We start from the raw sequence: 26,575 nt of genomic DNA, 5'->3' as shown, positions 1-26,575 counted from the left end.
CAGCGAATGGCTTGAGTTCGTTGAGGACAATCTGGCGAAGCGGGGCTGTTTGCCAGTAGTCTTCGGTCAGCAAATCATGGGTCTTCGCCAATGCGGCGATGCGGCGCGAGAACGACCGATAAAATTCGTCAAAGCTGCCGGTGGAGCGGCCCGTGGCTCCAACGAGCGCCTGAACCGTCGCCAGGGTGTTCTTCACCCGATGATGAAGCTCGCGAACCAGCAAAGCTTGCCGCTGCTCGACCTGACGATTGGCTGCCAGCCTTTCATTCTGCTCGGCGATGATGCGACGCAGTTCGAATTGTGACATCACCTGCTGCGCCGGCTCTGTTGCATTAACCCGTCAAGCCGCAGGATATAGTAGGTGTTCAGACCGGCAGACGCACTACTGATTGTGCCTCACGAGGTTAATGCAACAGAGCCTGCCGTGAGGCTCTTGCACAGTTTTGCCAAGGATCATCCAAGATCGATCGACCAACGTACCGAAATCGGCAGTTCACCTTCAGGGAACGTGCAAGGACTAGGTCCTATCTACTCTTCGGATCATCCGCTGGACTGCTCTGGTCCGGGTTTGATCCGCGGGAGAACGCGCTCCACATCCTGATCCGCCGTCGATTGCAGCCTTGCATCGGGTGCTCGTGCAGCGTCGTGCTCACGCAGCACTTCGGCGACAGCTTCAGGGTCAATCTCCTGGGCTTGGATGAGCAAACGATCAGCCTCCTCGTTATGACCGATTGCTTGTTCATGCAGGCCCTGTTCCGCTAGTCTGCGAGCCTGCGCCGCTGAGCCCAGGTCCAGACTAGCCTGACCTTGCTTGCGATCCGCCACATTGCCCTCCTCTCATGAGGCATTGTACCCGTGATCAAACAGTAACACCGAGCGGCCATGGCGCAAACTCAGCGGAGCCAAAGTCATACAGCTCGCTTTTCGTGCGCTCTCCGGAGGCAACCCGTAGGATCATGTCAAAGATGCGCTTTCCAGCCTCCTGCACGGTCTCCTCACCATCAACGATTGTGCCGCAGTTGACGTCCATGTCGTCTTCCATGCGCCGGTACAGAGGCGTGTTGGTCGCGATCTTGATCGATGGCGACGGCTTGCACCCGAAGACGCTGCCGCGTCCCGTGGTGAAACAGACCACGTTGGCGCCACCGGCCACCTGACCCGTGGCTGAGACGGGATCGAAGCCCGGGGTGTCCATAAACACAAAGCCGCGCGCTGTCACAGGCTCGGCATACTTGATCACGTCAACGAGGTTGGTGCTGCCGGCCTTGGCCATGGCGCCGAGCGACTTTTCCAGGATTGTAGTCAGCCCACCAGCTTTATTGCCAGGTGACGGGTTGGCATTGATCTCCGCTCCGTGCTTGTGCGTGTACTCCTCCCACCAGCGCATCAGATCGACTAGTTTCTCGCCGACCTCGCGGCTTACCGCCCGACGGGTGAAGATGTGCTCGGCACCATACGTCTCGGTTGTTTCGGACAGGATCACCGTGCCTCCGTGGCGCACGACAAGGTCACTCGCGATCCCAAGGGCCGGATTGGCCGAGACGCCGGAATAGCCATCCGAGCCACCACATTGCAGCGCCACCTTCAGCTCACTCGCAGGCACCATCTGGCGCTGCACCCTGTTCGACACGGCCAAGACCTCTCTCACGAAGGCTATGCCAGCCTCAACTGTCTTGCGGGTGCCACCCATACTCTGGATATCCATGTTGCGGATCCGGTCGGTGAGCTTATGCTCCTTTAACATCCCGCTGATCTGGTTCACCTCACAGCCGAGGCCGAGCACCACGATATGGGCAAAGTTCGGATGGCGGGCATAACCGGCGAGTGTGCGGCGCAGGAGCTGAAGGGGCTCGCCTTCCGGCATGCCGCAGCCGGTCTTGTGCGTCAATGCAACCACGCCATCAACATTCGGGTATTCAGCGAGAGGATCAAAGCCGGTGAAAGGGTGGCGCTTGAAGACATCTGCCACTAGGCTGGCTGCATGGGCGCTGCAGTTTACCGAGGTAAGAATGCCGATATAGTTGCGGGTCGCCACACGCCCATCCGGGCGGCGGATGCCCTCGAAGGTGGCCGGGGTGTCGACATACTCTGTCGGCCTGGCATCTTGGCCATAGGCATAGTCCTTCGTGAACTCACCCATGCCGAGATTATGAACATGCACGTGCTGGCCCGGGGCGATTGGGGCTGTGGCGAAGCCAATGATCTGGTTGTAACGCCGTACCGCCTCGCCTGCAGCGATCGGACGCACAGCGACTTTGTGTCCAGCCGGGATCCGGTCATAGGCTGCGATACCGTCTGCAACTTGCGCACCCGGTAACAGCGTCGCGCGCGCTATTACCACGTGATCGTGGGGGTGAAGGCAAATCACCGGATGGGACGTGGCAGGATGCATAGTCATAGAAGATACTTCCTCACCGCTCACGAAGAGCATCTCTGGTGCACAATGATGGCGATCAACCATTTCTTACATTAGGCAATCCGGCTTAAGAAGCTGTCAGGACGACTTTAACGCTCTGCGACCGGTCTAGAGCTGCGCGGAAACCTTTTGTAGCTTCGGAAAGCGGGCACTCGGAGGTGACAATCGAAAGGACATCGATTTTGCTGTCGTCAATGAGCCGGGCAGCTTGCTCAAATTCCTCGCCAAAGCGGAAGGAGCCCTTGAGGTCTATTTCCTTAGCCATCACAGCGTTGGCAGGGACCGGGATCTGGCCGCCAGGCAAATTGCCCACTTGGACAACAGCACCACCGCGACGCACGTTGGATATCGCGGAAGATAAACCGGAGGCCGTTCCAGAGACCTCAAAGGCCAAGTCGAAGGACTTGGCTTTCGCAAGCTCTTTCAGAGCATCCTCGCCCCCAGAGATATCAACGGTATGATCAGCGCCTAGACGCTGCGCAAAGGCAAGCGGAGCGGCGGCTACATCGACCATCGCGACCTCCGATACTCCGGCCAATCGAACCGCCAGAAAGGTCAGAAGACCGATAGGACCCGCGCCAAACACAATTGCTTTTCGCCCTTCCACCTGGCCAGCCCGACCGATGGCGTGAAGACAAACAGCAAGGGGCTCTGCCAGCGCTGCAGCGGCCATTGGTGTAGTGTCCGAAACTCTGACACACTGGGCCGGGAGGGCATCAAAATATGTGGCAAAGCCCCCCTGCATGTGCGGCGTCTTTGATGCCGATCCCATGAAATAGATGTTCTCGCATAGGTTCGGACGGCCTTCCTGGCATCTCGCGCAGTGACCGCACCACCGTGATGGGTTGACTGCGACGCGGTCGCCGATCTTGAGGTTCCCACCGTCTGCGGCAATGTCCACGATCTCGCCCGCGATCTCGTGACCAAGGATTAAGGGGGATTTCAGGACGAAATCGCCGGTTCGACCATGTCGATAATAATGCATGTCTGACCCACAGATCCCGCCTGCGCCGAAGCGCACCCGAACCATGCCGGGAGCTAAAGGACCAATCGGGGCTTCCACCAGGCGAAGATCTTCGGCTCCGAAGAGCGTTGCGGAAAGGACAGTCTCAGTCACTTTGCCACTCCCATCGTTCGCGGCAACCAGAGGGTCAGCTCGGGAATGTAGGTAATCGCCACCAGTGCGAGCAACAATGGAACCAGCCACGGCAGGATCGCCATTGTGGTGCGCTCCACTGACAGCCTAGCCACCCGTGCGAGGACGAACAGGACCATCCCGAGCGGCGGGTGAAGGAGCCCGATCATCAGGTTCAGCGTAATGATCAGGCCGAAGTGGATCGGGTCGATACCGAGTTTAAGAACGATCGGGAGAAGGATTGGCACAAGGATCGTAATGGCTGCGATCGTATCGATGAAGCAGCCAACGAACAGGATCAGCAAGTTCGCCAAGAACAGGAAAACCCATTTATTCTGCGTGATGCTAAGGATCGCATCCGATAGAATTTGAGCGGCTTGGCTTACCGTGAGGAGCCACGCGAAGACTGAAGCCGCTGTGACGATGAACAGCACGGAGGCCGTGGTTTCGATTGTATCGAAGGTCGCTTTGGCCAAGGTCTTCAGTGTCATGGAGCGGTAGCGGACGAGCCCGAGAAACAAGGACCAGATCACTGCCGCGACTGCCGCCTCAGTCGGTGTAAAGAGCCCGAGCGTCATGCCGCCGATAAGGATAACGGGCGCCATCAGGGCCATAACGGCGGAGAAGTCGAAGTACCAGTCGAGCGCGAGCAGAACCGCAAGGGCAATGCCAATGGCCACATTGGTTGATAGGCCAAACTGAACCATCGCCCAGATCGCAACCGGGAACATCAGGACGACGATGACCTCAATCGTGGCGTTCGCGAGTTGGCGCCAGGAGAATGGACTGTCGCTACCCCAACCATTCCTATGAGCAAAGTAAGCCACCGTCGCCATCATCATGAGGGTCATGACGACTCCGGGGATCAATCCACCAAGAAAAAGCGCTCCGATGGAGACATTGGCCATCATGCCGTAGATCACGAACGGTAAAGACGGCGGTATGATTGGCCCAAGCGTTGCCGACGCTGCAGTCACACCCACTGCGAACTCGGTCGAATAGCCATGGTCCTTCATGGCCTTAATTTCAATCGTGCCGAGGCCGGCAGCATCAGCGATTGCTGTTCCGGACATTCCGGAGAAAATCACAGAGCCAATGATGTTAACCTGTCCAAGCCCCCCCTTCATCCAGCCGACCAGTGCAACCGCGAAGCTGTAGATCCGGCCGGTGACGCCAGCGATATTCATCAGGTTTCCAGCAAGGATGAAGAACGGCACGGCAAGCAATGGAAAGCTTTCCACGCCAGCGATCATGCGTTGAGCTATGACGACGTCAGGCGCGGTGCCTGTCACAAGGATGTAAATTACGGACGATACAGCCATGGCCAAGGCGACTGGCAGGCCTAAGAGCATCAAGGCGAGAAACGATCCGATAAGGATGAGCATGGGGGGGCCCGGTCAAATCTTGGGGCGTCGGGTTACTGTTAGATCGGGGCTGCGTCGAAAGCCTCCGGCCTCTCGAGAATTGAGTAGCCACGACGCCAATTGTCGATGGACACCTGAACTGATCGGATAAACATCAGGATGAACCCGACGAAGACGCAAGCATAAACCCAGTTCTTCGGCAGCATGATAGTGGTCATAGTCTCGCCTTCGACGATCGCCATGAAGTTCCACACCAGATAGGCCGCGTAGGCGAAAAAAACCGTGCGGATGGCGTCGATCAGGGTTGCCAACGCCCTCGCGAGCCTTGCCGGCAGATAACGGAAGAGCAGATCAACGTGGATATGACGCCCCATGCGTACGCACATCGCAGCTCCAAGGAACACCACGGCTACTAGGCAATAGGTCGCAATCTCCTCAGTCCATGCGAAGGAGTCATTGAGCACGTATCGCGTAAAGAACTGTAGAAAGACCGCGAAGGCCATGAGCCAAAAAATCGCCAATGTTACCCAATCCTCAATCCCATACTGCTTTAGATCGACCTCAGGAGTCGGCTCCTCAAAAGCGTGCGCCAGTTCCTCAGCCGTAATCTCAGTATGAACCTCGGTTTTCATCCCGTTTACTCCTGATCTCATTCATTATTGAGGGAACTGGCGTCACAGTTCGACGATCTGCCAGAGATTGTAGTCCCTGGCAGATCTAACACCACTTTTACAATGCAGGCTCACTCTTGATGGCTTGGATTTTGTCGTAGTCCGACTTCCGATACCCGAAAGACTCGAACGTTACGTTCTTCAAGACAGTTTGCTTGAAATCTTCCTTATCGACTTCGGAAACCGTTAACCCCTTCTCTTTGAACAAGCCGACGAGTTCTTTCTCTTTTGTCTGAATTTCGGCGGTTGCTCGGGCTGCAGCTTCTTGGGCGACGTCCGAGAAGATCTTCTTGTCTTCATCGGAGAGCTTCTTCCACAAATTAGCGGCCACGACAGTATTAAGATGGTCGACAATGTGTCCCGTCAGAGCGATGTGTTTCTGTACCTCGTAAAATTTCTTCGCTTCGATCGTAGTCAGAGGGTTCTCCTGAGCTTCGACAGTTCCGTTCTGAAGCGCGAGGTACACTTCTGCGAAGGCGATAGGAGCGGTGTTCGCGCCGCATGCGCGCGGCATCGCAAGGTAGGCTGGAACATCGGGAACGCGGATCTTTAAGCCCTTCATGTCGGCGCAGTTCTTGATGGACTTATTTGAGGATGTGTGACGTGCGCCATAATAGGTTACCGCGAGGATCTGGTGCCCGGTCTTGTCCGTGTAGCCCTTGGCGAGTTCCTTGAACACGTCGCTCTTGGTGTAGGCCAGGAGGTGGCTTGCGTCCCGGAAAACGTATGGGTAGTACGTAACGCCAATAGGCGGATAGCTGCGCGCCGCAAAGCTGGAACCTGAAATGATCATATCAACCGAGCCGAGGGACAGACCTTGGTTGATGTCGGTTTCTTTGCCGAGTTGCGAGGAAGGATAAACGTCGACTGTGTAACGCCCATTGGTGCGTTTAGCGATCTCGCCCGCGGCCCAAACGGATTGCGTATGGAATGGCTCGTTAGGCTCGTACACGTGAGCCCATTTCAGCTTCGTTTGGGCCTGGGCAGCGCCTCCTGTAATCGCGAAGCCAAGTACAGCTGCTGCAACCGCCGACCATTTCATTGTCGCCATATTTTCCTCCTGCTGGTTTTCGTTTGCAGCTCGCGCGGGCTTTCCGCTCGACTGCGAAGTACGGGCGTGACCTTACCCGATCGGTGTGACGGCGCTGCAGTTTCGCCGAAACCTCGTGAAAAGCGCTCCTGAGAAAGCCTCAAGTGCTGTCTCATCGCCTTCCGCGCTGCTTCAGGATCGCCGGCTGCAATGGCGTCGCGGACGACCCTGTGCTCAGCGAGCGCTTGGCTCCACGTGCTCGCATCCTCGAAATAACTTGCGAGGCGCCGGAAGTAGGGATTCATCCGTTGATCAAAGAGCTGCCCAATGAAACGGGCTAGCATCCCATTCGACAGCGACGCTGCGATTGCTACGTGGAATTCGCGATCAAGCGCGATCCACTTATCATTGCCACCAGATTTCTCCATCTGGGCAAGAATTCGATCAAGGGTACGGAGCTGCTCAGGATCTGCGAGGATGGCCGCTTCCGCTGCCACGGAGGGCTCCAAGATCTCACGGGCATGCAGAATTTCGAATGGGCCTTCGATCGAAGTTTCGCCAGAAGGTATTGTCGACCTCAAGGCTGACGTTCCCAGAACGTAGATGCCGGAACCGACATTGATGCGAATAAGACCTTCGACTTCAAGGGCAATGAGCGCTTCTCGCACACTAGTGCGAGAGACCTGGAGGCGATCGGCAAGTTCGCGCTCAGAAGGCAACCGTCCGCCAATTGGGTACTCACCGCTATCGATCAGATCGCGTAAGTGCTTGGCAATTTGTCGGTAAAGCCGCCGTGACTCATCGACCTTGAGTGACAAGGTCTCCCTCCTGCGATCGTTTCCCGCCCCAAGCCGGTTATTTACGGCCGTCTTTTCTAGATTGGTCCGGCCAATTTTTTTAAAAAAGATAGCAATATCTGTAGTGTGTCAAGTGAGATTAGTTCAACGTGGGAGATTGATAGTGCGCCTGATCTATCGACATTAGGCGACTAGGATCGTCATAATTTGTCCTCTCTGGAGTTACCGGCAATGGAGATCGAGCTAGAGGAACTCGGTGGAGCCAACAACCTTCAGAACACGAAGGAAGCTGCCCGATCCAGCTTAGACTTTCGGTGATTGAGCAGCCTAGATCCTGCATGCCTTACACAGTCAAGCATGTAAGTTTCCATGCCGGGTATTTGGCCGTTGTGCGAGCAGGGATTAAATCTGGTCGGCTTACGACGTTTATCTGATCCATAAAACAGCTTGTCAGTGACAAACTATATAGAAACTCTGCCCTGCTTTCTGGACTTTGAGGAATAGGTTGCGAGCATCACCGTTTTAATCCGACTATGGTGTCTGAGGTATGTAACTGTTAACACTCCCGCACCATGCAAGCGCCCGACAAGAATGATAAATATACGTTCCTTTCTCGTCTTGAGCATCGGCCCCGCGGAAGTACTTTGGAGCAGGTGGAGCAGTCGGTGCGAACTGCAATTATTTCTTTAGAATTCGCCCCAGGCGAATTTATTGACAAAAGAGCCGTCTGCGCCAGACTTGGCGTTTCGATGTTTCCCGTTTCGGAGGCGCTCGCGCGCTTAGCCATAGAAGGCCTCGTTGAGGTTCTGCCACAACGCGGCACCCGCGTAACTCGAATAAGTCTGCCTGTGATCAAGGAGTTCATGCTAATCCGCCAAGCTTTGGAGGAACTGGTGGCTGCGACTGCCGCTCACCGTCTATCACCTTCTGCCTTGGACGTACTTCGGGGTAATCTGAAGGCTCAGGAGCAGGCTGTTGCGCGGAAGGACCCATTGGAGTTTCATAGCCTTGACTTGGTCTTTCATAACACTCTGGTAGAGGCCCTGGAGCTTCCGCGGATTGCAGCGATCATCGAGGTATCACGTGCAAACATTGATCGAGCTCGTCGCCTTCTCTCTTCGCCGCGTCGGCACATGGCTACCCTTATTGAACATCGCGAGGTGCTCCATGCCCTTGAGGCTCGTGACGCTGAGGCAGCACGACGCGCCATGAAAATCCATTTGGAAGCGGTAATGGAGGAGTTGGAACGTGTGTCAGGTCAGAACCCTGAGATCTTCACGCCGGAATAAGGAAACAGCACGTTTGCTGCGGCTCTTTTCGCTTTCCTGACATCCGACGATGCCTCGCATGTGACGGGTCAGACACTTTATGCTTGCGGCGGAGTTAGTCTCTTCGCCGATTTCAAAATTAACTAGGCATCATAGACGAGCGGAATTTCGAACGGGGGAAATCAAAAGAGATTGATGTGGCAGACCTTATCACTGCTCCACTGGACCAGCTTGAAATCCAAACGTTTGCCGGACTCCGGAACGCCGGCGCCGACGAAGCTTCAGCCGGTGCAGCCACTCGTGCCATGCTGCACGCGTCGCGCCTTGGAATCGACAGTCATGGGGTCCGGCTTGCACTACATTAGTCGGCCCTGAATAACCCACAACTTCTTGGGGCAGAAGGATTCTTCGCCCTCGCGAAGCATCGTAAAATGCTGGTTCCTGGGTGCTGACCCGCACAAAGCTGGTGTATTTCATGGGACCCAAACCGACGCTGCCGAGCTCCGGCGATCTCTACCGCAGCCGGCTCGATCAGATCCTCGATTCCCGGCACGAGCTCTTTCGCCTGGCCGGTCTGATCGACTGGAGCAGGTTCGATCACGAGTTTGGCCGCTTCTATCGCCCGCTCGGACGGCCTGCCAAACCGACCCGGCTGATGGTTGGGCTGTCGTATCTTCAGCACACCTTCAACCTGTCCGATGAGGCGGTGGTGCAGCGTTGGATCGAGAACCCGTACTGGCAATGGTTCTGCGGCTGCGAGTACTTCCAGCATCATTTGCCCTGCGATCCCAGCTCGCTCACCCGCTGGCGCAAACGGCTCGGACCCGACGGACTGGAGAAACTGCTGGCTGAAACGATCCAGGCCGGGTTGGAAAGCGGCGCGGTGCGGCCCTCCAGTTTGGAGCGGATCAGCGTCGACACCACCGTGCAGCCCAAGGCCATCACTCATCCGACCGACGCGAAGCTCTATCTCAAGGCGTTGCAGGCTCTGGTACGGCAGGCCAAACGGCATGGTCGACACCGTCAACTTAACTGAGTAAAGGCCGTGTTCTGGCGCTTTCCGCTATTCCCCGGCGGGTCTAAGCGATTGAAAATGCGTGGCCCGCTCCGGACCTAAACACCGGAAAGAGCAAGGAAACGCGTTAAGTTGACGGTGCCGCCCGACTCAAGGAGACCATCGAAGAGATGGAGCGGCATGCTCGCAGCCGGGGTTGGCGGCTCAAGGAGCATTGAGGCTCCCACGAGGCTGTCCGGGCGGGACTACCAGCGGCCTCGGCGCTCAACCTCCCTCTTCACGTCGTCCAGGCGTCGGCTCAGGCCCTCAATTGCTTGCGTGACGTCTCGAACATCGTCATGGGTAACCGAAGGTGGTTGGCCGGTAGTGGTCATGGGCGATGAACTGACCTCACGTTTCACTTCGGGACAGTCTGGCCATCCGTCACGCTGATAGCGAAGGCTGAGAGTGTCTCCCAGCTTGAAGTAGGTGCATCCCCCATCCGGATCTCGCCAGATCGATGGAGCCTCCTGCGAGGTTGCCGGCGCGATGCCGAGAAGGCTGACCATAACGATAGCGGCTCGCATTGTCACAGCATGAACCGAAGTCAAGGACTTGTCTAACGGTCCAATAGACCTCCTGCTCTCGTGGAATGTTTGTTCCAGCATCAGGTCGCGACGCACGTTCGGCAGCTTGTGACGGGAAGCTGTGTTGTTCCGATTGAGACGCGTTCGTGGGGAGTAGACAGGGCCAGTAACTAAGCTGTTATTTCCGTCCCGCTGCCTGTTGCCATTGTATGGCCACGCTGGGCCTTCAGTCTTCACACATTGTTAAGCAATTCGATCAAACGTCTGGAATGTTTTGAGATGCTTGAAGATCTGAAGTCTGTTGCCGTGCCGCTAGGCGCAGCCGCCGGGCTGACTACGCTGGGTGTGTTAATTGCCGTCGCTATTGGGCTGACCTATTAAACAGCCGAGGCTGGTACGTCTGATACCTAGCGCCAGCCGTGCGGCGGTCTCCAGGTTTACCCTCTAGTTAGAGCCCAAGGTGTTATCTCACCGCGCGTGTGTATACGATATCCTGCGTGTGCGCCCGTGAGCTGTTCCCGCGCCCAGCCACGTCCCGCGCCCAGACATGCGCGAGGGGCGAGGAATGGGGAAAACGGGGTTGGCACATTAACGACAAATACTGCCCTGTGCTCGTCAAGGGAAAACCTCGTGTCGAGGGACATCAGCGCCTTGGGCTGTGCAAAAACCGACCTCATCGGCCGTCAGCGCCGCTCTACTCAGGTAACGTGACATCCCCTTTCATGAGCGGGGGTTGCGCAATAACAACGGAGTAGAGAACTCGCATCAGGTGGTCCGACGACAAGAACAGAAGATACAAAGCGTCAAATCATCTGGATCTGCTCAGCAACTCCTCAACATCCATTCCGCGGTTTACAACACCTTCAGCCTCCTGCGCTATCTCAACTCCTGCCTTGTTCTGCTTCACTTCCAGGCGGCTGCGACCGAATGGCCTCGGGCCGCAATCGCTGAGTGATCGTATTCTTCGCAGAGACCTTTTGCGGTTTCGTTAGGAACGTACTTTGCCTAATCTTGGGCTTGAACACTCCGCCCCAAGCTCCATAATGGGCGCAACACGTTGCAAATCTCCGCCCGCCTGTTGCTACGAATCTGCTCATGAGCATGGATGGGCGATATGGTGAAGCTGAGCTTCTAGCGGCCGACAATCCGGGTCAAGCACTCGCCTATGCATTGCTGCGAGATGCATCGGCAGGAGGCTGCGGTGGCGACCAACATACCCGGAATGCTGGTGCCTGTCATGGCGGCTATGATCCTTTGCACCAACAGTCTGCTGGGGATGTCCAGACGCTCGGTAGTTGGAGCATGAGCACGCCACCGAGCAAGTGCGGGGGTAGTGGCTTACGCATCGGACGGTGTTTGTTCAAGCTGAGCCGTTGGATTGACGGCCTTAAACGTCACAAACCGGAAAGGACATCAGCCGTGCTCATCAATATCAATGGGTCGGAAGTGCGGTTGCCGGACGATGCGCGGGTCTCGCTTCTCGATCTGCTCCGTGAGCATATACATTTGGCCGGCACGAAGAAGGGCTGCAACCAGGGCGCATGCGGCGCTTGCACGGTACTGGTCGACGGTGAACGCATCCTATCGTGCCTGGCCCTCGCAGTGCAGTACGAGGGACGCTCAATCACGACGATCGAGGGACTTGGGCATGACAGCCACTTGCACCCTCTCCAGCAAGCGTTCATCGAGCATGATGGCTTTCAATGCGGCTACTGCACCCCGGGTCAAATCTGCTCAGCAGTCGGCATGATCGAAGAGATCAGACGTGGAGTGCCGAGCCATGTGACGGCCGACATCGAGGCCGAGAGGATCGCACTCACCCATGACGAGTTGCGCGAGCGGATGAGCGGCAACCTGTGCCGTTGCGGCGCCTACAACGGCATTGTGGCGGCAATCAGCGCGACCTATCCGGAGGCAACTGAATGACTCCCTTTAGCTATACTCGTGCCACTGACGCCGCCGAGGCAATTCATATGGGAAGCACGGCCGGGGCCAAGTATCTCGGCGGCGGCACCAATCTCGTCGATCTCATGCGCGAGACGATCGAACGGCCACAGGCGCTGGTTGACGTCACCGGCCTATCAAATACTATCGAGGAGCGCGAGGATGGCAGCATCCTGATTGGCGCAGCGGCGAAGAACACCGCGGTCGCCGAGCACCGCGCGGTGAGGACACGCTATCCGGTGCTCGCCCGCGCGGTTCTCGCCGGAGCCTCGGCGCAGATCCGCAACATGGCAACAGTGGGCGGCAATCTCCTTCAGCGCACACGCTGCACCTACTTCTATGATGACGACGGATCGCGCTGCAATAAGCGAGCGCCAGGTCAGGGCTGTGATGCGACGGAGGGTTTCAACCGCTATCACGCGATCCTGGGAACCTCGCCATCCTGCGTCGCCACGCACCCATCGGACATGTGCGTCGCGTTCGCAGCCCTCGGTGCGGTCGTCCACCTCAGGAGCACGAGCGGTGAACGCCAGCTGCCGTTCATTGATCTGCACCGCCTGCCCGGCGACCATCCTGAGATTGAGACGGTGTTGCAGCCCGGCGAGCTGATCACGGCGGTCGAGCTGCCCGCGCTGCCGTTTGCTGAACGCTCCACCTATCGCAAGGTGCGTGACCGGGCGAGCTACGCCTTCGCGCTGGTCTCGGTCGCCGCGGCCATCGAGATTAATGGCGATACGGTGAAGGATGTGCGGATCGCACTGGGCGGAGTCGCGCCCAAGCCCTGGCGTGCCTGGAAGGCGGAAGATGCGCTCAAGCAACAGCCGGCGACCGAGGCAAGCTTTCGTAAGGCGGCCGAGGTGGAACTCGCGGACGCCAAGCCGCTTGAGTACAACGGGTTCAAAGTTGAACTGGCCAGGCGCACGATCGCGGCAGTGCTGACCGAACTGGTGGAGATGAGCGGATGAGCGTCATCAAAGATGCCGCGACGGCAGTGATGAAGAAGGCCATCGAGCTCGCGCCGGACAATTGGATGCCGGGTGGCAAGCCCGATCCCCTGATTCATCACAAGCACGGACTGATCGGCGCGCCGGTATCGCGGCTTGACGGACAGCTCAAGGTCAAGGGCGCGGCCCGCTTCGCGGCCGAGTTTCCGATGGACGGCCTGGTTTATGCCGCGCTCGCCTACAGCACGATCGCGAAGGGCCGCATCACGATGCTTGACACGAGCCAAGCGGACGCCGCGCCTGGCGTCGTGCTGGTGATGACGTACAAGAATGCGCCCAGGATGAAGCCGACGCCTGTGTTCAACGAGCAGCCCAAGGCTGCCGGCCCCAGCGACCTACCAATCATGCAGGATGACCGAATCCACTGGAACGGCCAGCCGATCGCAGTCGTGCTCGCCGAGACGCAGGAGCAGGCGGACTACGCCAAGTCACTGATCCGAGCCACCTATGAGACCGAGCCAGCCGTGACTGTGTTCGAGGAGGCCAAGCACCACGCGCGCCTGCCGGAGTCCATTCTGGGTGAGCCGACCAAGCTGGAGATCGGTGACGCCGAGGCCGCGCTCGCCGCCGCGCCCTACAAGGTCGATCTCATCTATCGCACCCCGCGTTACAATCACAATGCGATCGAGCTGCACGCGGCGACACTGGCTTGGAACGGTGACGAGCTGACCATCCATGACGCCTCGCAAAGCGTCGTCCAAGCCGCTTGGACGCTTGCCCAGGTCTTTGGACTTGAGGAGGAGCAGGTGCACGTCTCATCGCCCTATGTTGGTGGGGGGTTCGGTAGCAAGACGCTGTGGTTCCACCAAGTTCTGGGTGCTGCGGCGGCGAAGCTTGCAGAGCGTCCGGTCAGGATCGTTCTTTCACGCGAAGGCGTCTACAGGGCGGTCGGCGGTCGCACCACCACCGAGCAGCGGGTTGCGATCGGAGCCCAGGCGGACGGGCGTTTCGACGCACTGATCCATACCGGCACCGCGGCGATGACACCGCATAACGACTGTCCCGAACAGTTCACTTTTCCTGCGCGGCACCTGTACGCGGCCGGCAGCTTCAAGATTGTGCAGCAGGTGGCGGACATGAACATGATCGCCAACACCTTTATGCGCGCACCAGGCGAATCGATCGGGACTTTCGCATTGGAGGCGGCCATCGATGAGCTGGCCGAGCAGATCGGCATCGATCCGATTGACCTCAGGATTCGGAATGAGCCACAGAAGGATCCCACCTCCGGCCTACCATTTTCCTCACGCCACATCGTGGAAGCCTATCGTGCGGGGGCCGAGCGCTTCGGCTGGGAGAGGCGAATCTCCACACCCGCGACTCAGCGCGAGGGCGAATGGCTGATCGGCATGGGTTGTGCGACCGCAACCTACCCCTACTATCGCATGCCCGGCGGGGCTGCGCGGATCACCCTGTCGAAGGGTGGGCGCATCGTTGTCGAGGTTCCCGCCCATGAGATGGGCATGGGCACCGCGACCGTGCAGACGCAGGTCGCGGCCGAGCGGCTTGGCTTGCCGCTCGAGCAGGTGACCGTGACCTATGGCGACTCGTCGTTTCCCGGCACGATCCTCGCCGGTGGCTCGTCGCAGACCGCCTCAGTTGGAGCCGCCGTGATTGCGGCCCATCGCGCGCTTGTCACCAAACTCTTGAAGCTTGCCGGGAACGACTCGCCGCTCGCCGGCCTCAAGGCGGACGAGGTCGGTGGGCGCAACGGCGGCCTGTGCAAGCTTGACGAGCCGGAGCGCTACGAGAGCTACGCGTCTATCCTGGCGCGTGCTCAGCGTGACGGGGTGACCGTTGAGGGCCGTGCGCCGCAGCCGCTTGAGATGCTGCACTGGTCGATGCATTCCTTCGGTGCGATGTTCTGCGAAGTGCGCGTGAATGCGATCACGGGCGAGCCGCGGGTCAATCGCTTCCTCGGCTCTTTCGACTGTGGATGCATTCTCAATCCTAAGACGGCCGCCAGCCAGTTCCGCGGCGGCATCATCATGGGGCTAGGGCTTGCACTGATGGAGGAAACACAGTTCGATGATCGCAACGGTCGCATCATGAATCCCAGCCTCGCCGAGTACCACGTGCCCGTCCACATGGACGTACCGGAGATCGACGTGATCTGGACCGACATCGCCGATCCCCACACGCCCATGGGCGCGCGCGGCATCGGTGAGATTGGTATCACCGGGACTGGCGCAGCGGTGGCAAACGCAATCTACAATGCTACCGGCAAACGCGTGCGCGAGCTGCCAATTACGCTGGACAAGCTGATGTGAGGATCGTTCCACCATCGAGCATCCGAAGACGACTGTATCAGTTATAGACGGCGCCAGGGCACTGTCACGGGAATCTGCAAGGAGCCGAAGAGAAGCTGACTACGCTCCCCCTCAGGCTGCTGCCGGAGCGTGCCGCCTTGTTGCATGGATGAGCGGGTTGGTAACCGCGGCTGGGTAGCGTAGGGGGCCTATTCGGCTCCTGACCAAAGATTTCGACTGTGCCCTTCAAAGCCAATGCCGCTCGCCGTCACCGCATTCCGAAGCAGCGGTACCGGGTGATGAACTGGGCGGAGTACGATGCGGCCTTGCGCCAGCGGGGCAGTCTCACGGTCTGGTTCACCGAGCAAGCCATTGCCGCCTGGCGGGCCGAGCCCCGCAGGACACGCGGTGGTCAACCGCATTACTCGACCCTGGCGATCAGGACAGCCCTGACCCTGCGGGCGGTGTTCCGGCTGGCGCTGCGGCAGACCGAGGGGCTGATCGGCTCAATCGTGACGCTGCTTGGCCTTGATCTGGCGGTGCCGGATCATTCAACCCTAAGCCGCCGCGCCGAGACTCTGGAGATCCCGAAGCCATGTCCAAGCTCCGGAGGACCGCTTCAGCTGCTGGTGGACAGCACGGGCCTGCGGCTATGTGGACCTGGCGAGTGGTTGGCCGAGAAGCACGGTGCCCGGAGACGCCGCGCCTGGCGCAAGCTGCACATTGGAGTTGATGCCGAGACCGGACAGATCCTCGCCTCAGAGCTGACCACGAGCGATGTCGATGACGGCGCGCAGGTCGAGCCCTTGCTCGACCAGATCGCAGCTCCACTCGGCTCGTTCACTGGTGATGGTGCCTACGACCAAATCGGCGTCTACGACACTGTCGCCCAGCGCCATCCTGAGGCTGACATGATCGTTCCACCCCGGTCAACCGCAGTGCTGAGCGATGATGTGGAGACCACTCCGACCCAGCGCGACCAGCATCTCCAAAGCATTGCTGAGCATGGACGCATGGGCTGGCAAAAGGTGTCAGGTTACAATCGCCGTGCTTTGGTGGAGACCGCAGTAAGCCGCATCAAACGAGTGATGGGAGACAGCTTACGCTCACGGGCGGAATCCCGGCGTGCCACCGAGGTCGCTATTGCCGTTTATGCCTTGAACCGCATGCTTGAACTTGGACGCCCGAAGTCCGTCCGCATCGCCTGAAATCGGTTTAGCAGTGCGTTCGATGCGTGCACTATCGGATCCGTGCAACAAGGCCCTGACGAGCACTGAGGCACCGTTCCCCCTCAGACGCTATCGGATCTGCGCTGTCGCGACGAAAGCCGCAATGATGGATGCAGGGGTGGCGTGGCTCTTTGGCCTTCTCGCGATGACAGCAGATCACCCCAAGTCCAGGATAGGTCGCCGAGACAGACATCGCAAAGCGAACAAACGCTTGGCGAAAGACCTGAGCCCGAGCCCGCGCGGCGGTGACCATCAATAGGCGATAGCCGGGGCCTTATTCAGAAAGCTGTTGTCCGTCGCTTGTCGCATCATGAAATCAGCAACATCGGCCCGCGCGATGTGGGTGCTCTTGGCGGGAATGCCATCGACGGCAGTCCGGTATTGACCAGTCCACGGACCATTGGTCAGAGGCAGGGGGCGCACGGCGATCCACTCCGGCGCATGATCCTGGATTTCCTCCAATGCCCGCCGATGATCGGCCAGCGTGTGACGGATCAGGCGTTTGGCAAGAAACAGGAGCGCTGCTCCCCGAAGATCCTGTGCCGTCTCGCCAAGAACCCCAAAATTCGACAGGAACACGAGCCGCCGCACCTGTTGCGCTAGCATCCCCTGCACAATGTTGCGAGCACCTGTTGAATAGAGGGTTGCAGGTCCCCTCGACTTATCGCCTATGGTGCAAAACACCACTTCCTGTCCTGCGAGTGCGCGGGTCACCGACTCTGTGTCCAGTACATCGCAGGGTACAATGTGAAGCTGCGCATGTTGAATGTCGACTGCAGCGGGATTCCGGACAGCTGCCGTGACCTGATGGTGTTGTGCGAGAGCGCGCTCAAGAAGGCAGCGACCCACTCCCCGGCTCGCGCCGACGATTAGAACCTTCATCGATCGCTCTCCGTATTGGTTGGTTGAAGCGTGATCGGGTCCGAAGGATTGCCCCGTTCTGGTCTTATTGTCGGTGCCGCAGAACACGCGGCTACACGATGAGCCGACTGCCGCAACGACCGCATTGATCGCGTCGGACGCGCATACTGGGTGCACCTGATATCGCTTATTGGTTTATGCGATCGCCAAACCAAGGTTGATTGCGTGTCGTCAAGCCACTTACGGATTCTCCTAACCGCACCGTGAATAACGCCCGCTGCTGGCCGTTATCGTGCATCTTCGGGCTGAAGCGAGATCCCTGCCGGCACCTTCAGCTCGCCGTCTTCCTGATCCAAGTCGATGAAGCGATTGTCCTTGGGGATGACCAATCCATCCCCGATCTTTGGCAGCTTGGACAGGTCAGTGCAGATGATAGCCGAGCGCTCTCCCAACGAGGTCTCGGTGCCCGTAAGCCGCGCAGTTGCCTGCCCAGGACGTGAAAGGCTTCCTTCAATCCGGATGCTCTGATCAGGAAACGTCCAGGTGAAACGCTGCCCTGTCTGCTCCCACTTGCCCGGCCATTCGCCCGGTTTCGTCCGGGAGGCATCGAAAATGTAGGGGCTCACCTCACCGTTCTCGAACTCCCCTCCCCCGACGCCACCACCTGGATAGAAGGTGATCACGAACTGGGACCGATCAGAGGCGCGGGTGCATTGCCAGAGGGAACCTGCAAGGCTCAGGCCGTCCGCAACAGCCGCGGGGGACACGAGGACAATCCCGATGGCGGCAAGCAGAAGGCTTCGCATGGCGCTGTCTCCAATCAGGCAAGGTGACGGATCAGCACCGTAGTCGGCGAGTCCTTACCAAATTTTCAGGAGGCCTGCTTGGAACGGTCGGAGTGACTGCCGCTGGATTCGAGAAAACACACCAGGACAAAGAGGCTGAAAACCGCCATCAGTTCAGCTCCTGTTTGAAGCCAGGATGGCGAGATCTCCCGTAGCGGACCCACAGCTGCAAGGGAGAGCAGAAAAGCAACGACTGTAGCCCACATCAACATGCGCAACCGTCCCTTTGAACGGGACATAGTCTTAGATGGCCGAAGATGGCCCGCCAATGACAACACCGCGTCAAGATTAAGGAGATCCTCAAACAATACCCCACGCCCGGTATCGGGTCCGGCCGGTGAGCTCCCGCGGCAGCGCGCCTCCCAGCTGCGCCAGCATCAGGTCGACGGCCTTTGGCGTCACCTTGAGCAGTTTGGCGCCCAACGGCACCGTCACCAGCGGGCGCGACAGGAACAGCTCGACCAGCTCGGGCAGCCGCGAGTTGCTGCGGCACTCTCTGGTCACCCGGCTCATCAGCTCGCGGGCGAGGATCAGCCGGTCGAGATCCTTGTGCGCGATGCTCAGCGCCGCCTCGAGCACCTGGCAGAAGCCCTCCAACTTCTCTGTCGCCCCTTCCCTGGCCTGCGGCCGGAACTTCGAGCGCTTGAACCCGGCCGCGAGCGGCAGCAGGTGATGGGTCAGGCCTCGTGCCCGCAGGATCGCGGCGGCCATGGTCAGGCCGAGCCACGGCAGGCGGGTATAGAGGTTGAGATCCAGCCACGCATTCCAGGCGACTGCTGCCGCAGCGACCGCCGGCCAGTGGGATGTCCGTTTGACGAGGTCGAGCCACAGATCTTCGTTTTCGGCCTCGTCCTGATCCGGATCGTAGACCAGATGCGAGCCGCCTTGTTGCATGGATAGGTGAGTTGGTAACCGGAACCGGCTGATATAGGAGACCTGTGTCCTTCCTGTCGGATGTCTCCAGTGCCATTCAAAGCCAATGCCGCTCGCCGTCACCGCATTCCGAGGCAGCGGCACCGGGTGACGAACTGGTCAGAGTACGATGCTACTCTGCTCTGCGCCAGCGTGGAAGCCTCACAGTCTGGTTCTCGGAGGAAGCCATTGCCGCTTGGCGGGCTGAGCCCCGCACGACACGAGGCGGTCAACCGCATCACTCGGCTCTGGCGATCCGAACAGCCCTGACGCTCCGGGCGGTGTTTCGGCTGGCACTCCGGCAGACCGAGGGCCTGATCGGTTCCATTCTGCGGCTCCTCAGCCTGGATTTGGCGGTGCCGGATCACTCGACCCTGAGCCGCCGTGCCGAAACCCTGCAGGTGCCAGGATCAGTGCCCCGCGGCGAACCTGTTCATCTGCTGGTCGACAGCACAGGCCTGCGGCTGTGCGGCCCCGGCGAGTGGCGGATTGAGAAACACGGCACCCGCAGACGCCGGTCCTGGCGCAAGCTGCACATCGGCGTCGATGCTGAGACCGGGCAGATCCTCACCTCAGAGCTGACGGGTAGCGATGTTGATGACGGCTCAACGGTTGAGCCGTTGCTCGACCAGATCACAGCTCCACTTGCCTCTTTCATCGGCGATGGAACCTACGATCAAGCCGGCGTCTACGGCGCCGTAGCCCAGCGTCATCCTGATGCCGACGTGATCGTTCCACCCCGATCAACGGCGGTGTTGAGCGAGGATGTGGAGAGCGCTCCAACCCAGCGCGATCGGCATCTCCAAAGCATCGCGGAGCATGGGCGTGTGGGCTGGCAGAAGCGATCCGGGTACACGCGTCGGGCTCTGGTGGAGGTATCTATAAGCCGCTTCAAACGAGTGCTCGGTGAAGCGCTGCGCTCGCGGACAGACCGACGTCGCACCACCGAGATCGCGATTGCGGTTCATGCCCTTAACCGCATGCTTGAGCTTGGACGCCCAAAGTCTGTCCGCATCACTTGAACTTGGGTTACGGGTGCGTTCAATGCGTCCGCAATCCGATTCATGCAACAAAGCCCCTCTTTCCCCCTGAGGGTGGTCCGCAGGTCTGTTCTGCTCCCCATAAACTTCGCCCGTGACTCCTCGCGCAAAGGATGAATGCTATGAAAGCCCGTATTCTCGGCCTGCTCGCCGCCACGGCGCTCACGATGGTTGGTGTTTCTGTGGCCTCGGCTGCTGACCTTCCGCTCCGCGCGGCTCCACCGGCTCCGGTCATTGCGGCTGCTCCGCTCTTCACCTGGACCGGCTTCTACGGCGGTGTGAACGCCGGCTACGGCTGGCTCAGCGACGACCGTATCGATGATGCAGTCTTCGGGTTCACCAGCGATGACAACAACGGCGGCTTCGTCGGCGGTGGTCAGGTCGGATACAACTATCAGATCGGCTCCTTCGTGCTCGGTCTCGAAGGCGATATCCAGTACGCTGACCTGGCGACCGCTACCGCTTCAACGCTGCCATCCCGGGTTACGAGAAGGACAACAGCGACGACTGGTTCGGCACCGTGCGGGCTCGCGCCGGTGTGACCTTCGACCGCGCCCTGATCTACGGTACCGGCGGTTTCGCCTTTGCGGATGGCAGCAACGGCTGGACCGTGGGCGGCGGCGGCGAGTACGCCTTCACCAACAACCTGTCGGCCAAGATCGAGGGCCTCTATGTCAACCTCGATCGCGACCGCGACATTCTCTTCCCGGCTGCGACCAGCGGCGGCAACAACAGTGAGTTCGGTGTTGTGCGCGCTGGCCTGAACTTCCGCTTCAATACCTTCTAAGACCCGTCTCATTCGAGGCAGAACAGGCCCGGGCTTCCCCGGGCCTTTTTCATTCTCCCAAAGCTTAACGGCTTATCGCCGAAAGATAGGTGTGTCATCACGGCGTCAGCCTGTGAGATCTGACAGGGGCTCGGCCACGGTTGCCAGACTAAGGAGACTATGGCGGTCGGCTGCTGGGGCGTGCCCGGCGGGACCGTCAGACAGGAGCCTACCCATGCGTTTTGTGATTGCCGCCACCCTCGCCCTGGCTGTCGTCCAGGCCCAGCCCGCCGCGGCAGCGGCCGCGTCCCAAACCTGCGCCGCGGCCAGCGAGGCCGACATCGCCAAACTCTTCGACCGCTGGAACGCCTCCCTCGTCACCTTGAAGGCCACGGAAGTAGCGAAGAACTATGCCGACGATGCCATCCTGCTCCCGACCCTGTCGAACAAGCCGCGTCTGACCCAGGCCGAGCGCATCGACTACTTTGAGCACTTCCTGCAGAACCAGCCGCGTGGCACAATTGATAGCCGCGTCATCAAAGTTGGCTGCAACGTGGCGGTGGATGCGGGCACCTACACCTTCACGTTCAAGGACGGCTCGCAGGTTCCGGCCCGCTACACCTATACCTATGAATACAAGAACGGAAAGTGGCTGATCTCCTCGCACCATTCCTCGATGATGCCCGAGCATTAAGGGCACGACCTAGAGTGACCATAGGGCCACAGCTTCAATAGCTCGCCGAGACTTTCGCCGCGGTGGCGCGATGATCACCCCCCACATCATTAGCCCATCACTACTTTGTTCTCATGTGGAGACTTATGGCCGCCCTGCTGAAGGGTGGCCAGGTGGGAGCAAGCAAGTCGGATCAATCCATACTTTCCGTCGGTGTCAGCCGAACAGATGGGCAGGACGTGTTTCATCGGACATCGGTGTGAAGGGGGCATCGTCATGTCTGGGATCGAGCGCGCATCAGAATCCATCGTCCAGGAGCTGGATCAACAGGAGTTGGATCAAACTGACTATGGAACCGGCCGGGCTCAAGCATTCCCCTGAGGACGCGGGCGTGCCACGTCGGCGACACCCTCGGCGTCGGGAGCCAGCCCATAGCTCATCCTGCGCATCTGCTCGATCACACGTGCCATTTCTTCATCCGGGAGGACTGGCGGTTCTCCAAGCGTCAGCGCCTGAACATAGATCCTGGAAAGCGCTTCCACTTCGATGGCGAGCCAGAGAGCGGCCTCCAGGTTCTCAGCGAGAGAAATCTGGCCGTGCTGTCCAAGAAGGCAGGCCTTGCGCTCCCTCAGCGCTTCAAGAGCGTTGTCGGACAAATCCTGAGTGCCGAAGGTGGCATATTTTGCGCAGCGTATTGTGGTTCCACCTGCAACGCCGGTCATATAATGGAAGCTCGGGATCGTCTTGTGATGGCAGGCGAGCGTCGTCGCGTAAATCGAATGGCAATGAAGAACGACATTGATGTCCGTACGCTCGCGCAGAATATCCCGATGGAAGCGCCATTCGGAGGACGGTCGGCGGCCCACGTAAGTGCCGTCGAAGTCCATTTCGACAAGATCCTCAGGTCGCATGATGTCGTAGGGCAGCGAGGACGGCGTGATCAGGAAACCACTTCCGTGACGGACAGAGAGGTTTCCGGCGGTGCCCTGATTGATGCCGGAGGAGTTCATGCGGCGGCAGATGTCGACCATCTCACGTCGCAATGCGAGTGTTTCCTCATTCATGGGGTCTCTCCCTCTAGGTGTGTTGGAAATGATGCTGTCCGAGGCTCGCTAGCGAACGCCATGCCTGCGCGTATTCGGGCAAGAGCGGGCAATCCAGCGACTCGGGCTTTCTGAGTGTAATAGGCGTTACCTTGTCGGACATACCGTGCATGGCTAACAGCGCCGCCCCGGAAGCGACGCCGCTGCTGTCCAGATTGAAGGCTGTTTTGCATTGGGGGCGCAGCGCAGCGACAAGGCTTGCATAGAGGGGCTCGCGAAGGAATGTCCCGTCGAGAATGACAAGATCCTCGCTGGACAAGGCCTCCAGGCACTCGATTGTCACGAGTGCGGCATAGAGCACCGCGAGTGTGAGACGTTCATCATCGCTCTTCGGCAACGGCCCGACAATATGTCCCCTTCCGGCGCTTCCCGGAAAAAGACCGTCGTCCTGTCCAAATGACGGAATGGCCATAGTCCCCTGCGCAATGAGTGCCTGAAGAATTCTCGCGGATGACTTTGCATTGCCTGCACCGTCGCCGGTAAGGACAGCGAACTCACGCCCGGCCATAGTCAAGGCGCCTCCCAATGGGCGTCCGCACACATCGGCGTTGCAGGTCATGCCGCGAGCCTCGTTGAGCTTCGTGAGATCCGCATGATCGCTGAGCGCCACGATCCATGTGCCAGTCGAAACAACCGTCATCCGGGACAGACCTGCTGCCTGATACCGGTAGAAATTAGCACTGGAATCGTGAACGCCAGTAAGAACAGGAAGATCAGGCGGGAGCCCGTAATGAAGTGAGAGCTCCGGCCGGATGCTGCCTAGGCGATCCCAAGCCGGATGAAATGGGGGCATGAGCCGGCGCCAGCCGCGCCGATCGACGATCTCAGACCAATGAGCGGCGGGAACGTTCCAGAGGTGAGACTGGGCTGCCAAGTAGGTAACTTCGGAAGCTGCAACGCCACTCAGACGCCACGCCCAGTATTGCGGCAAACCAAGAAACCAGTCTGCCTTTTCAAAATCTGACTTTGCCGCACTTTCGATCCAGAGTATCTGGCGAGCCTGATGGGTTGCGCCAAGCATGACGGCGCTACCGCGATCGAAGAAGCTGCCTGCCTGCGGGGCATAGGCATTCCGAATGGTTTCCGGAAGCGCCTGTTCATAGTCTATCATCGGCAGGGCTGGTGCTTTATCTGACAGCTCCACCTCACGGACGAGAACCCCTGCCGATCCGTGTCCGGAGGTTACGAATGCAAGAAGCTCGAACCGGGTCGCGAATGCAGCCAGGGACGCCAAGAGCCATGCCTCGGTTGCGGCCAAATCATGACGTCGCCAATGCGGATCGTCGATCGTGGCATTCGGCAGCGACCGGGTCTCGAGAATGCTTCCCTCCGGCGACACCATACTCAGTTTGACGTTCGTCTTGCCGACGTCAAAGACAGCAACAGCTTTCTGCTTGCTTGAGGCACTCCCCTCGTATTGCATTCTGCGGTCCCTCTCCTATGCTCCCCATGAGCGCGGCGTCAGGCGGCAACGTTTGACTTTGTTCGATTAACCTCCAGGGTCGGCTGCACAACGACCGGATCCGGTGTGTTCGGAATCGTCCCGTCGAAGATCGCAAAGCTCTGTTGGATGAGCTCTTCCACATTCTGGCGCATCATGATCGTTGGAAGCGGCAGCGATGCAGCGAAAGGGTCCCAGTCGAAGCAGCATAGAACGGTGTCCTGGCAGACCTCCCAGTTCGATCTCATGAATTCCGCGAAGCCTTCCAGACTCGTGATCGAGTTGACGAAGACGCCGGATGGGAACCCCGCTTGTTCCTGTGCCAAATTCTGCATGACGGTTCGAGCGGCGATCGGCTGGTAGCCACATCGAACGATCCACTCATCCTTGGCCGCGATGCCAGCGTCCTCGAGCGCCTGCGAAAATCCCTTGGCCCGCTCCTCTGTCGCGTATTCATTGGGGCGGCCGCCGACGAAGCGGATTGTCGAGGGATCACCTCCCCGCTCGCGGACTGCTTCAATCAGCAGAGTCGTTAGCTTGTACGATCCGCCGCGATTATCAGATACGACCGAGGGGGCGCCACGCCCGGGCAGGTCAAGGTTCACGCAGGGAACCCCCGCATTCGAGCAGATCGTATTGAGTTCGTCCGGATCGTCGACACCTGTGATGATCAGCAATTCGACCTGCTGTGCGACGAGAGTCTCGATGACCGTACGCTCCGTAGCCGGGTCGCGTTGGGTGCTGACAACCACCGGACACAATCCACGCCGGCGCACCTCGTGCTCGAATGTTTCGGCAAGTCCGGCGAAGAAACGGTTCCGGTAGTGGGGAATGACCATGCCGGCGAGGCGCGACTGCTTCAGCCGCAATCCCCTTGCCCGAAGATTGATATTGTACCCCAACGAGCGCGAGACCGCGAGAACGCGCTTGGCTGTTTCGGGATTGATCCGATAGCGCCGCCACGATCCGTTCAGGACGAGACTGACTGTCGAGGCCGAAGTCTCTGCCTGCGTTGCTATATCATATATCGTCGACCGTCTTCGCTGTCTCTTGGGCATGCTCCTGCATTCACTCGGGTGTTTCATGCTGCACTGGCGCCGCGACCACCTGCAACCTGCGTTGACGTAATTGCTAAATAGATTTAGCTTTTCGTCAAGTCAGTGGGCTTGAGCCAGTCCTCCGGCAAACAACAAACAATGGCTCCCGCATTCGTTGAATTTCCTTGGGAGGAAAACAATGCTCAAAGCCACTATCAGCCGCCGGACCTTGTTTGGCGCACTCGCCGGTTTCTCTCTGATGGGCACAATGCCGGCCCTGGCGCAGGACGCACCAACCATCGGCGTCGTGGTCAAGATCGGCGGCATTCCATGGTTCAACGCAATGGAAGCCGGCATCAAGGAGAAGTCTAAGGATCTCGGGGTCAAGGCTTTCATGGTCGGCCCGACCAGCGCTGACCCTGCTCTCCAGGTTCGTGCCGTGGAAGACCTGATTGCTCAGCGCGTCAATGTGATCGGCGTCGTTCCGAACGACGCGCAGGTGTTGGAGCCCATCCTGAAACGGGCGATGGATGCTGGCATCAAGGTGATCACCCATGAATCCCCTGGTCAGAAAAATGTCGATTGGGACTTCGAACTCGCCTCGGCCCAGGGCTTCGGCGAAGCTCACGCCAAGCTGCTTGCAGAAAAGACGGGCGGCAAAGGCAAGTACGCCGTCTTCGTCGGCTCATTGACCGTGCCGCTGCACAATGCCTGGGCCGATGCGGCAATCGCCTACCTCAAGAAGAACCATCCCGAGATGCAGCTCGTCGGGGAGCGCTACGGCGTCGCCGAAGATGTGGACGCCTCCCGCCGCACGGCTCTGGATATCATGCGGGCCAATCCGGACCTGAAGGCATTCCTCGCCTTCGGCAGCCAAGGGCCGATCGGAGCGGGCCGCGCCGTTGCCGAGCGCCGCAAGGGCGGCGAGATCTTCGTCCTCGGCCCCTTCTCGCCAGGACAGGGACGCAAGCTCATCCATGACGGCATCCTTACGGGCGGATTCATGTGGAATCCGAAACAGGCCGGCGAAATCTTCGTGACACTCGGCAGCATGTTGGCCAAGGGTGAACCCATCAAGGACGGGACGGATATACCCGGGCTTGGCGTGGTTCACCCGGACGTCGCCAACAAGGACATCATTGTCGACAAGCTGGTTGCGATCAACGAAAAGACGGTGGACGAACTCGCGGCTCTTGGTCTTTGAGCCAA

General features: G+C 59.2%; 23 protein-coding genes and 3 pseudogenes. 12 read left to right on the top strand and 14 right to left on the bottom strand.

Annotated elements, in window-relative coordinates; genetic code table 11:
* From ACS5Q1_RS27805 to ACS5Q1_RS27770, 8 genes are all read right to left on the bottom strand, one after another.
* Window positions 1-307 (bottom strand): HWE histidine kinase domain-containing protein (locus tag ACS5Q1_RS27805; RefSeq protein ID WP_473101212.1); only part of this gene is annotated, 307 nt, incomplete at its 3' end.
* 233 nt (window positions 308-540) lie between these two features.
* Window positions 541-825, bottom strand: coding sequence for a hypothetical protein (locus ACS5Q1_RS27800; protein WP_473101211.1), 285 nt, complete (start codon window positions 823-825; stop codon window positions 541-543).
* Between the two features lie 34 nt (window positions 826-859).
* Complete coding sequence (locus ACS5Q1_RS27795) at window positions 860-2,392, bottom strand: UxaA family hydrolase (protein ID WP_473101216.1); 1,533 nt, start codon at window positions 2,390-2,392, stop codon at window positions 860-862.
* A gap of 91 nt (window positions 2,393-2,483) precedes the next feature.
* Window positions 2,484-3,533, bottom strand: coding sequence for an L-idonate 5-dehydrogenase (locus ACS5Q1_RS27790; protein ID WP_473101210.1), 1,050 nt, complete (start codon window positions 3,531-3,533; stop codon window positions 2,484-2,486).
* The gene (locus tag ACS5Q1_RS27785; protein ID WP_473101209.1) at window positions 3,530-4,936 is read right to left on the bottom strand and encodes a TRAP transporter large permease; all 1,407 of its coding nucleotides are present in this window, start codon (window positions 4,934-4,936) and stop codon (window positions 3,530-3,532) included. The genes ACS5Q1_RS27790 and ACS5Q1_RS27785 overlap by 4 nt, the downstream gene beginning before the upstream one ends.
* A 38-nt stretch (window positions 4,937-4,974) precedes the next feature.
* Window positions 4,975-5,547 carry a TRAP transporter small permease gene (locus ACS5Q1_RS27780; protein ID WP_473101208.1) on the bottom strand — a complete coding sequence of 191 codons (573 nt, stop codon included), beginning with the start codon at window positions 5,545-5,547 and terminating at the stop codon, window positions 4,975-4,977.
* A 97-nt stretch (window positions 5,548-5,644) separates the two neighbouring features.
* Complete coding sequence (locus tag ACS5Q1_RS27775; protein WP_473101215.1) at window positions 5,645-6,628, bottom strand: sialic acid TRAP transporter substrate-binding protein SiaP; 984 nt, start codon at window positions 6,626-6,628, stop codon at window positions 5,645-5,647.
* Window positions 6,625-7,434, bottom strand: a complete 810-nt coding sequence (locus ACS5Q1_RS27770) for a FadR/GntR family transcriptional regulator (RefSeq protein WP_473101207.1) — start codon at window positions 7,432-7,434, stop codon at window positions 6,625-6,627. Before ACS5Q1_RS27770 ends, ACS5Q1_RS27775 begins: the two co-directional genes overlap by 4 nt.
* Before the next feature lie 551 nt (window positions 7,435-7,985).
* Between ACS5Q1_RS27770 and ACS5Q1_RS27765 the strand changes: the two genes are divergently transcribed.
* The 7 genes and pseudogenes from ACS5Q1_RS27765 (at window position 7,986) to ACS5Q1_RS27735 (ending at window position 16,667) form a co-directional block, all read left to right on the top strand.
* Window positions 7,986-8,702: a GntR family transcriptional regulator gene (locus ACS5Q1_RS27765; protein ID WP_473101206.1), complete on the top strand. Its 717-nt coding sequence runs from the start codon at window positions 7,986-7,988 to the stop codon at window positions 8,700-8,702.
* Between the two features lie 18 nt (window positions 8,703-8,720).
* Window positions 8,721-8,828 (top strand): annotated as a pseudogene (locus ACS5Q1_RS27760) (sugar dehydrogenase); the annotation flags it as partial.
* A 328-nt stretch (window positions 8,829-9,156) separates the two neighbouring features.
* A pseudogene (locus ACS5Q1_RS27755) lies at window positions 9,157-9,696 on the top strand (transposase); the annotation flags it as partial.
* A 1,931-nt stretch (window positions 9,697-11,627) separates the two neighbouring features.
* Complete coding sequence (locus ACS5Q1_RS27750) at window positions 11,628-12,188, top strand: 2Fe-2S iron-sulfur cluster-binding protein (protein ID WP_473101214.1); 561 nt, start codon at window positions 11,628-11,630, stop codon at window positions 12,186-12,188.
* Window positions 12,185-13,171, top strand: a complete 987-nt coding sequence (locus ACS5Q1_RS27745) for an FAD binding domain-containing protein (RefSeq protein WP_473101205.1) — start codon at window positions 12,185-12,187, stop codon at window positions 13,169-13,171. Before ACS5Q1_RS27750 ends, ACS5Q1_RS27745 begins: the two co-directional genes overlap by 4 nt.
* A 29-nt stretch (window positions 13,172-13,200) precedes the next feature.
* Window positions 13,201-15,480 (top strand): xanthine dehydrogenase family protein molybdopterin-binding subunit, encoded by a 2,280-nt coding sequence (locus tag ACS5Q1_RS27740; RefSeq protein WP_473101213.1) that lies wholly within the window; start codon window positions 13,201-13,203, stop codon window positions 15,478-15,480.
* Window positions 15,481-15,698: 218 nt separating this feature from the next.
* Complete coding sequence (locus ACS5Q1_RS27735) at window positions 15,699-16,667, top strand: IS5 family transposase (protein ID WP_473101204.1); 969 nt, start codon at window positions 15,699-15,701, stop codon at window positions 16,665-16,667.
* A gap of 273 nt (window positions 16,668-16,940) precedes the next feature.
* On the opposite strand, the gene ACS5Q1_RS27730 is transcribed toward ACS5Q1_RS27735, so the two are convergent.
* From ACS5Q1_RS27730 to ACS5Q1_RS27720, 3 genes are all read right to left on the bottom strand, one after another.
* Window positions 16,941-17,570 (bottom strand): NAD(P)-dependent oxidoreductase, encoded by a 630-nt coding sequence (locus tag ACS5Q1_RS27730; RefSeq protein ID WP_473101203.1) that lies wholly within the window; start codon window positions 17,568-17,570, stop codon window positions 16,941-16,943.
* Between the two features lie 266 nt (window positions 17,571-17,836).
* The gene (locus ACS5Q1_RS27725; protein ID WP_473101202.1) at window positions 17,837-18,355 is read right to left on the bottom strand and encodes a hypothetical protein; all 519 of its coding nucleotides are present in this window, start codon (window positions 18,353-18,355) and stop codon (window positions 17,837-17,839) included.
* 339 nt (window positions 18,356-18,694) lie between these two features.
* A complete protein-coding gene (locus ACS5Q1_RS27720; RefSeq protein WP_473101201.1) occupies window positions 18,695-19,288 on the bottom strand; it encodes a DUF1612 domain-containing protein in 594 nt (197 codons plus the stop codon).
* Window positions 19,289-19,357: 69 nt separating this feature from the next.
* Between ACS5Q1_RS27720 and ACS5Q1_RS27715 the strand changes: the two are divergent.
* From ACS5Q1_RS27715 to ACS5Q1_RS27700, 4 genes and pseudogenes are all read left to right on the top strand, one after another.
* Window positions 19,358-20,328, top strand: a pseudogene (locus ACS5Q1_RS27715) (IS5 family transposase).
* A gap of 140 nt (window positions 20,329-20,468) precedes the next feature.
* A complete protein-coding gene (locus ACS5Q1_RS27710) occupies window positions 20,469-20,888 on the top strand; it encodes a hypothetical protein (RefSeq protein ID WP_473101200.1) in 420 nt (139 codons plus the stop codon).
* The gene (locus tag ACS5Q1_RS27705; RefSeq protein ID WP_473101199.1) at window positions 20,867-21,133 is read left to right on the top strand and encodes an outer membrane protein; all 267 of its coding nucleotides are present in this window, start codon (window positions 20,867-20,869) and stop codon (window positions 21,131-21,133) included. Before ACS5Q1_RS27710 ends, ACS5Q1_RS27705 begins: the two co-directional genes overlap by 22 nt.
* Before the next feature lie 214 nt (window positions 21,134-21,347).
* Window positions 21,348-21,806, top strand: a complete 459-nt coding sequence (locus tag ACS5Q1_RS27700; RefSeq protein ID WP_473101198.1) for an SgcJ/EcaC family oxidoreductase — start codon at window positions 21,348-21,350, stop codon at window positions 21,804-21,806.
* Between the two features lie 344 nt (window positions 21,807-22,150).
* Here the strand turns inward: ACS5Q1_RS27700 and ACS5Q1_RS27695 are convergent, their stop codons facing one another.
* From ACS5Q1_RS27695 to ACS5Q1_RS27685, 3 genes are read right to left on the bottom strand one after another with little or no spacing between them, the layout of a single operon-like run.
* Window positions 22,151-22,849 (bottom strand): class II aldolase/adducin family protein, encoded by a 699-nt coding sequence (locus ACS5Q1_RS27695; RefSeq protein WP_473101197.1) that lies wholly within the window; start codon window positions 22,847-22,849, stop codon window positions 22,151-22,153.
* Between the two features lie 13 nt (window positions 22,850-22,862).
* The gene (locus ACS5Q1_RS27690; protein ID WP_473101196.1) at window positions 22,863-24,311 is read right to left on the bottom strand and encodes an FGGY-family carbohydrate kinase; all 1,449 of its coding nucleotides are present in this window, start codon (window positions 24,309-24,311) and stop codon (window positions 22,863-22,865) included.
* Window positions 24,312-24,349: 38 nt separating this feature from the next.
* Window positions 24,350-25,387, bottom strand: coding sequence for a LacI family DNA-binding transcriptional regulator (locus ACS5Q1_RS27685; protein WP_473101195.1), 1,038 nt, complete (start codon window positions 25,385-25,387; stop codon window positions 24,350-24,352).
* 178 nt (window positions 25,388-25,565) lie between these two features.
* Between ACS5Q1_RS27685 and ACS5Q1_RS27680 the strand changes: the two genes are divergently transcribed.
* On the top strand, window positions 25,566-26,570 hold the full coding sequence (locus ACS5Q1_RS27680) for a substrate-binding domain-containing protein (RefSeq protein WP_473101194.1): 1,005 nt from the start codon (window positions 25,566-25,568) through the stop codon (window positions 26,568-26,570).
* Window positions 26,571-26,575 lie beyond the last annotated feature (5 nt).

The organism is Microvirga sp. GN3 (assembly GCF_055792825.1).
This window is presented reverse-complemented; position numbering and strand designations above follow the sequence as displayed.

Bases quoted from the DNA above. Each gene is read 5' to 3' on its own strand.
- ACS5Q1_RS27795 (WP_473101216.1), bottom strand. From the start codon at position 2,392: ATGCATCCTGCCACGTCCCATCCGGTGATTTGCCTTCACCCCCACGAT.
- ACS5Q1_RS27785 (WP_473101209.1), bottom strand. From the start codon at position 4,936: ATGCTCATCCTTATCGGATCGTTTCTCGCCTTGATGCTCTTAGGCCTG.
- ACS5Q1_RS27780 (WP_473101208.1), bottom strand. From the start codon at position 5,547: ATGAAAACCGAGGTTCATACTGAGATTACGGCTGAGGAACTGGCGCAC.
- ACS5Q1_RS27775 (WP_473101215.1), bottom strand. From the start codon at position 6,628: ATGAAATGGTCGGCGGTTGCAGCAGCTGTACTTGGCTTCGCGATTACA.
- ACS5Q1_RS27765 (WP_473101206.1), top strand. From the start codon at position 7,986: ATGCAAGCGCCCGACAAGAATGATAAATATACGTTCCTTTCTCGTCTT.
- ACS5Q1_RS27745 (WP_473101205.1), top strand. From the start codon at position 12,185: ATGACTCCCTTTAGCTATACTCGTGCCACTGACGCCGCCGAGGCAATT.
- ACS5Q1_RS27740 (WP_473101213.1), top strand. From the start codon at position 13,201: ATGAAGAAGGCCATCGAGCTCGCGCCGGACAATTGGATGCCGGGTGGC.
- ACS5Q1_RS27730 (WP_473101203.1), bottom strand. From the start codon at position 17,570: ATGAAGGTTCTAATCGTCGGCGCGAGCCGGGGAGTGGGTCGCTGCCTT.
- ACS5Q1_RS27725 (WP_473101202.1), bottom strand. From the start codon at position 18,355: ATGCGAAGCCTTCTGCTTGCCGCCATCGGGATTGTCCTCGTGTCCCCC.
- ACS5Q1_RS27720 (WP_473101201.1), bottom strand. From the start codon at position 19,288: ATGCAACAAGGCGGCTCGCATCTGGTCTACGATCCGGATCAGGACGAG.
- ACS5Q1_RS27710 (WP_473101200.1), top strand. From the start codon at position 20,469: ATGAAAGCCCGTATTCTCGGCCTGCTCGCCGCCACGGCGCTCACGATG.
- ACS5Q1_RS27700 (WP_473101198.1), top strand. From the start codon at position 21,348: ATGCGTTTTGTGATTGCCGCCACCCTCGCCCTGGCTGTCGTCCAGGCC.
- ACS5Q1_RS27695 (WP_473101197.1), bottom strand. From the start codon at position 22,849: ATGAATGAGGAAACACTCGCATTGCGACGTGAGATGGTCGACATCTGC.
- ACS5Q1_RS27690 (WP_473101196.1), bottom strand. From the start codon at position 24,311: ATGCAATACGAGGGGAGTGCCTCAAGCAAGCAGAAAGCTGTTGCTGTC.
- ACS5Q1_RS27685 (WP_473101195.1), bottom strand. From the start codon at position 25,387: ATGCCCAAGAGACAGCGAAGACGGTCGACGATATATGATATAGCAACG.
- ACS5Q1_RS27680 (WP_473101194.1), top strand. From the start codon at position 25,566: ATGCTCAAAGCCACTATCAGCCGCCGGACCTTGTTTGGCGCACTCGCC.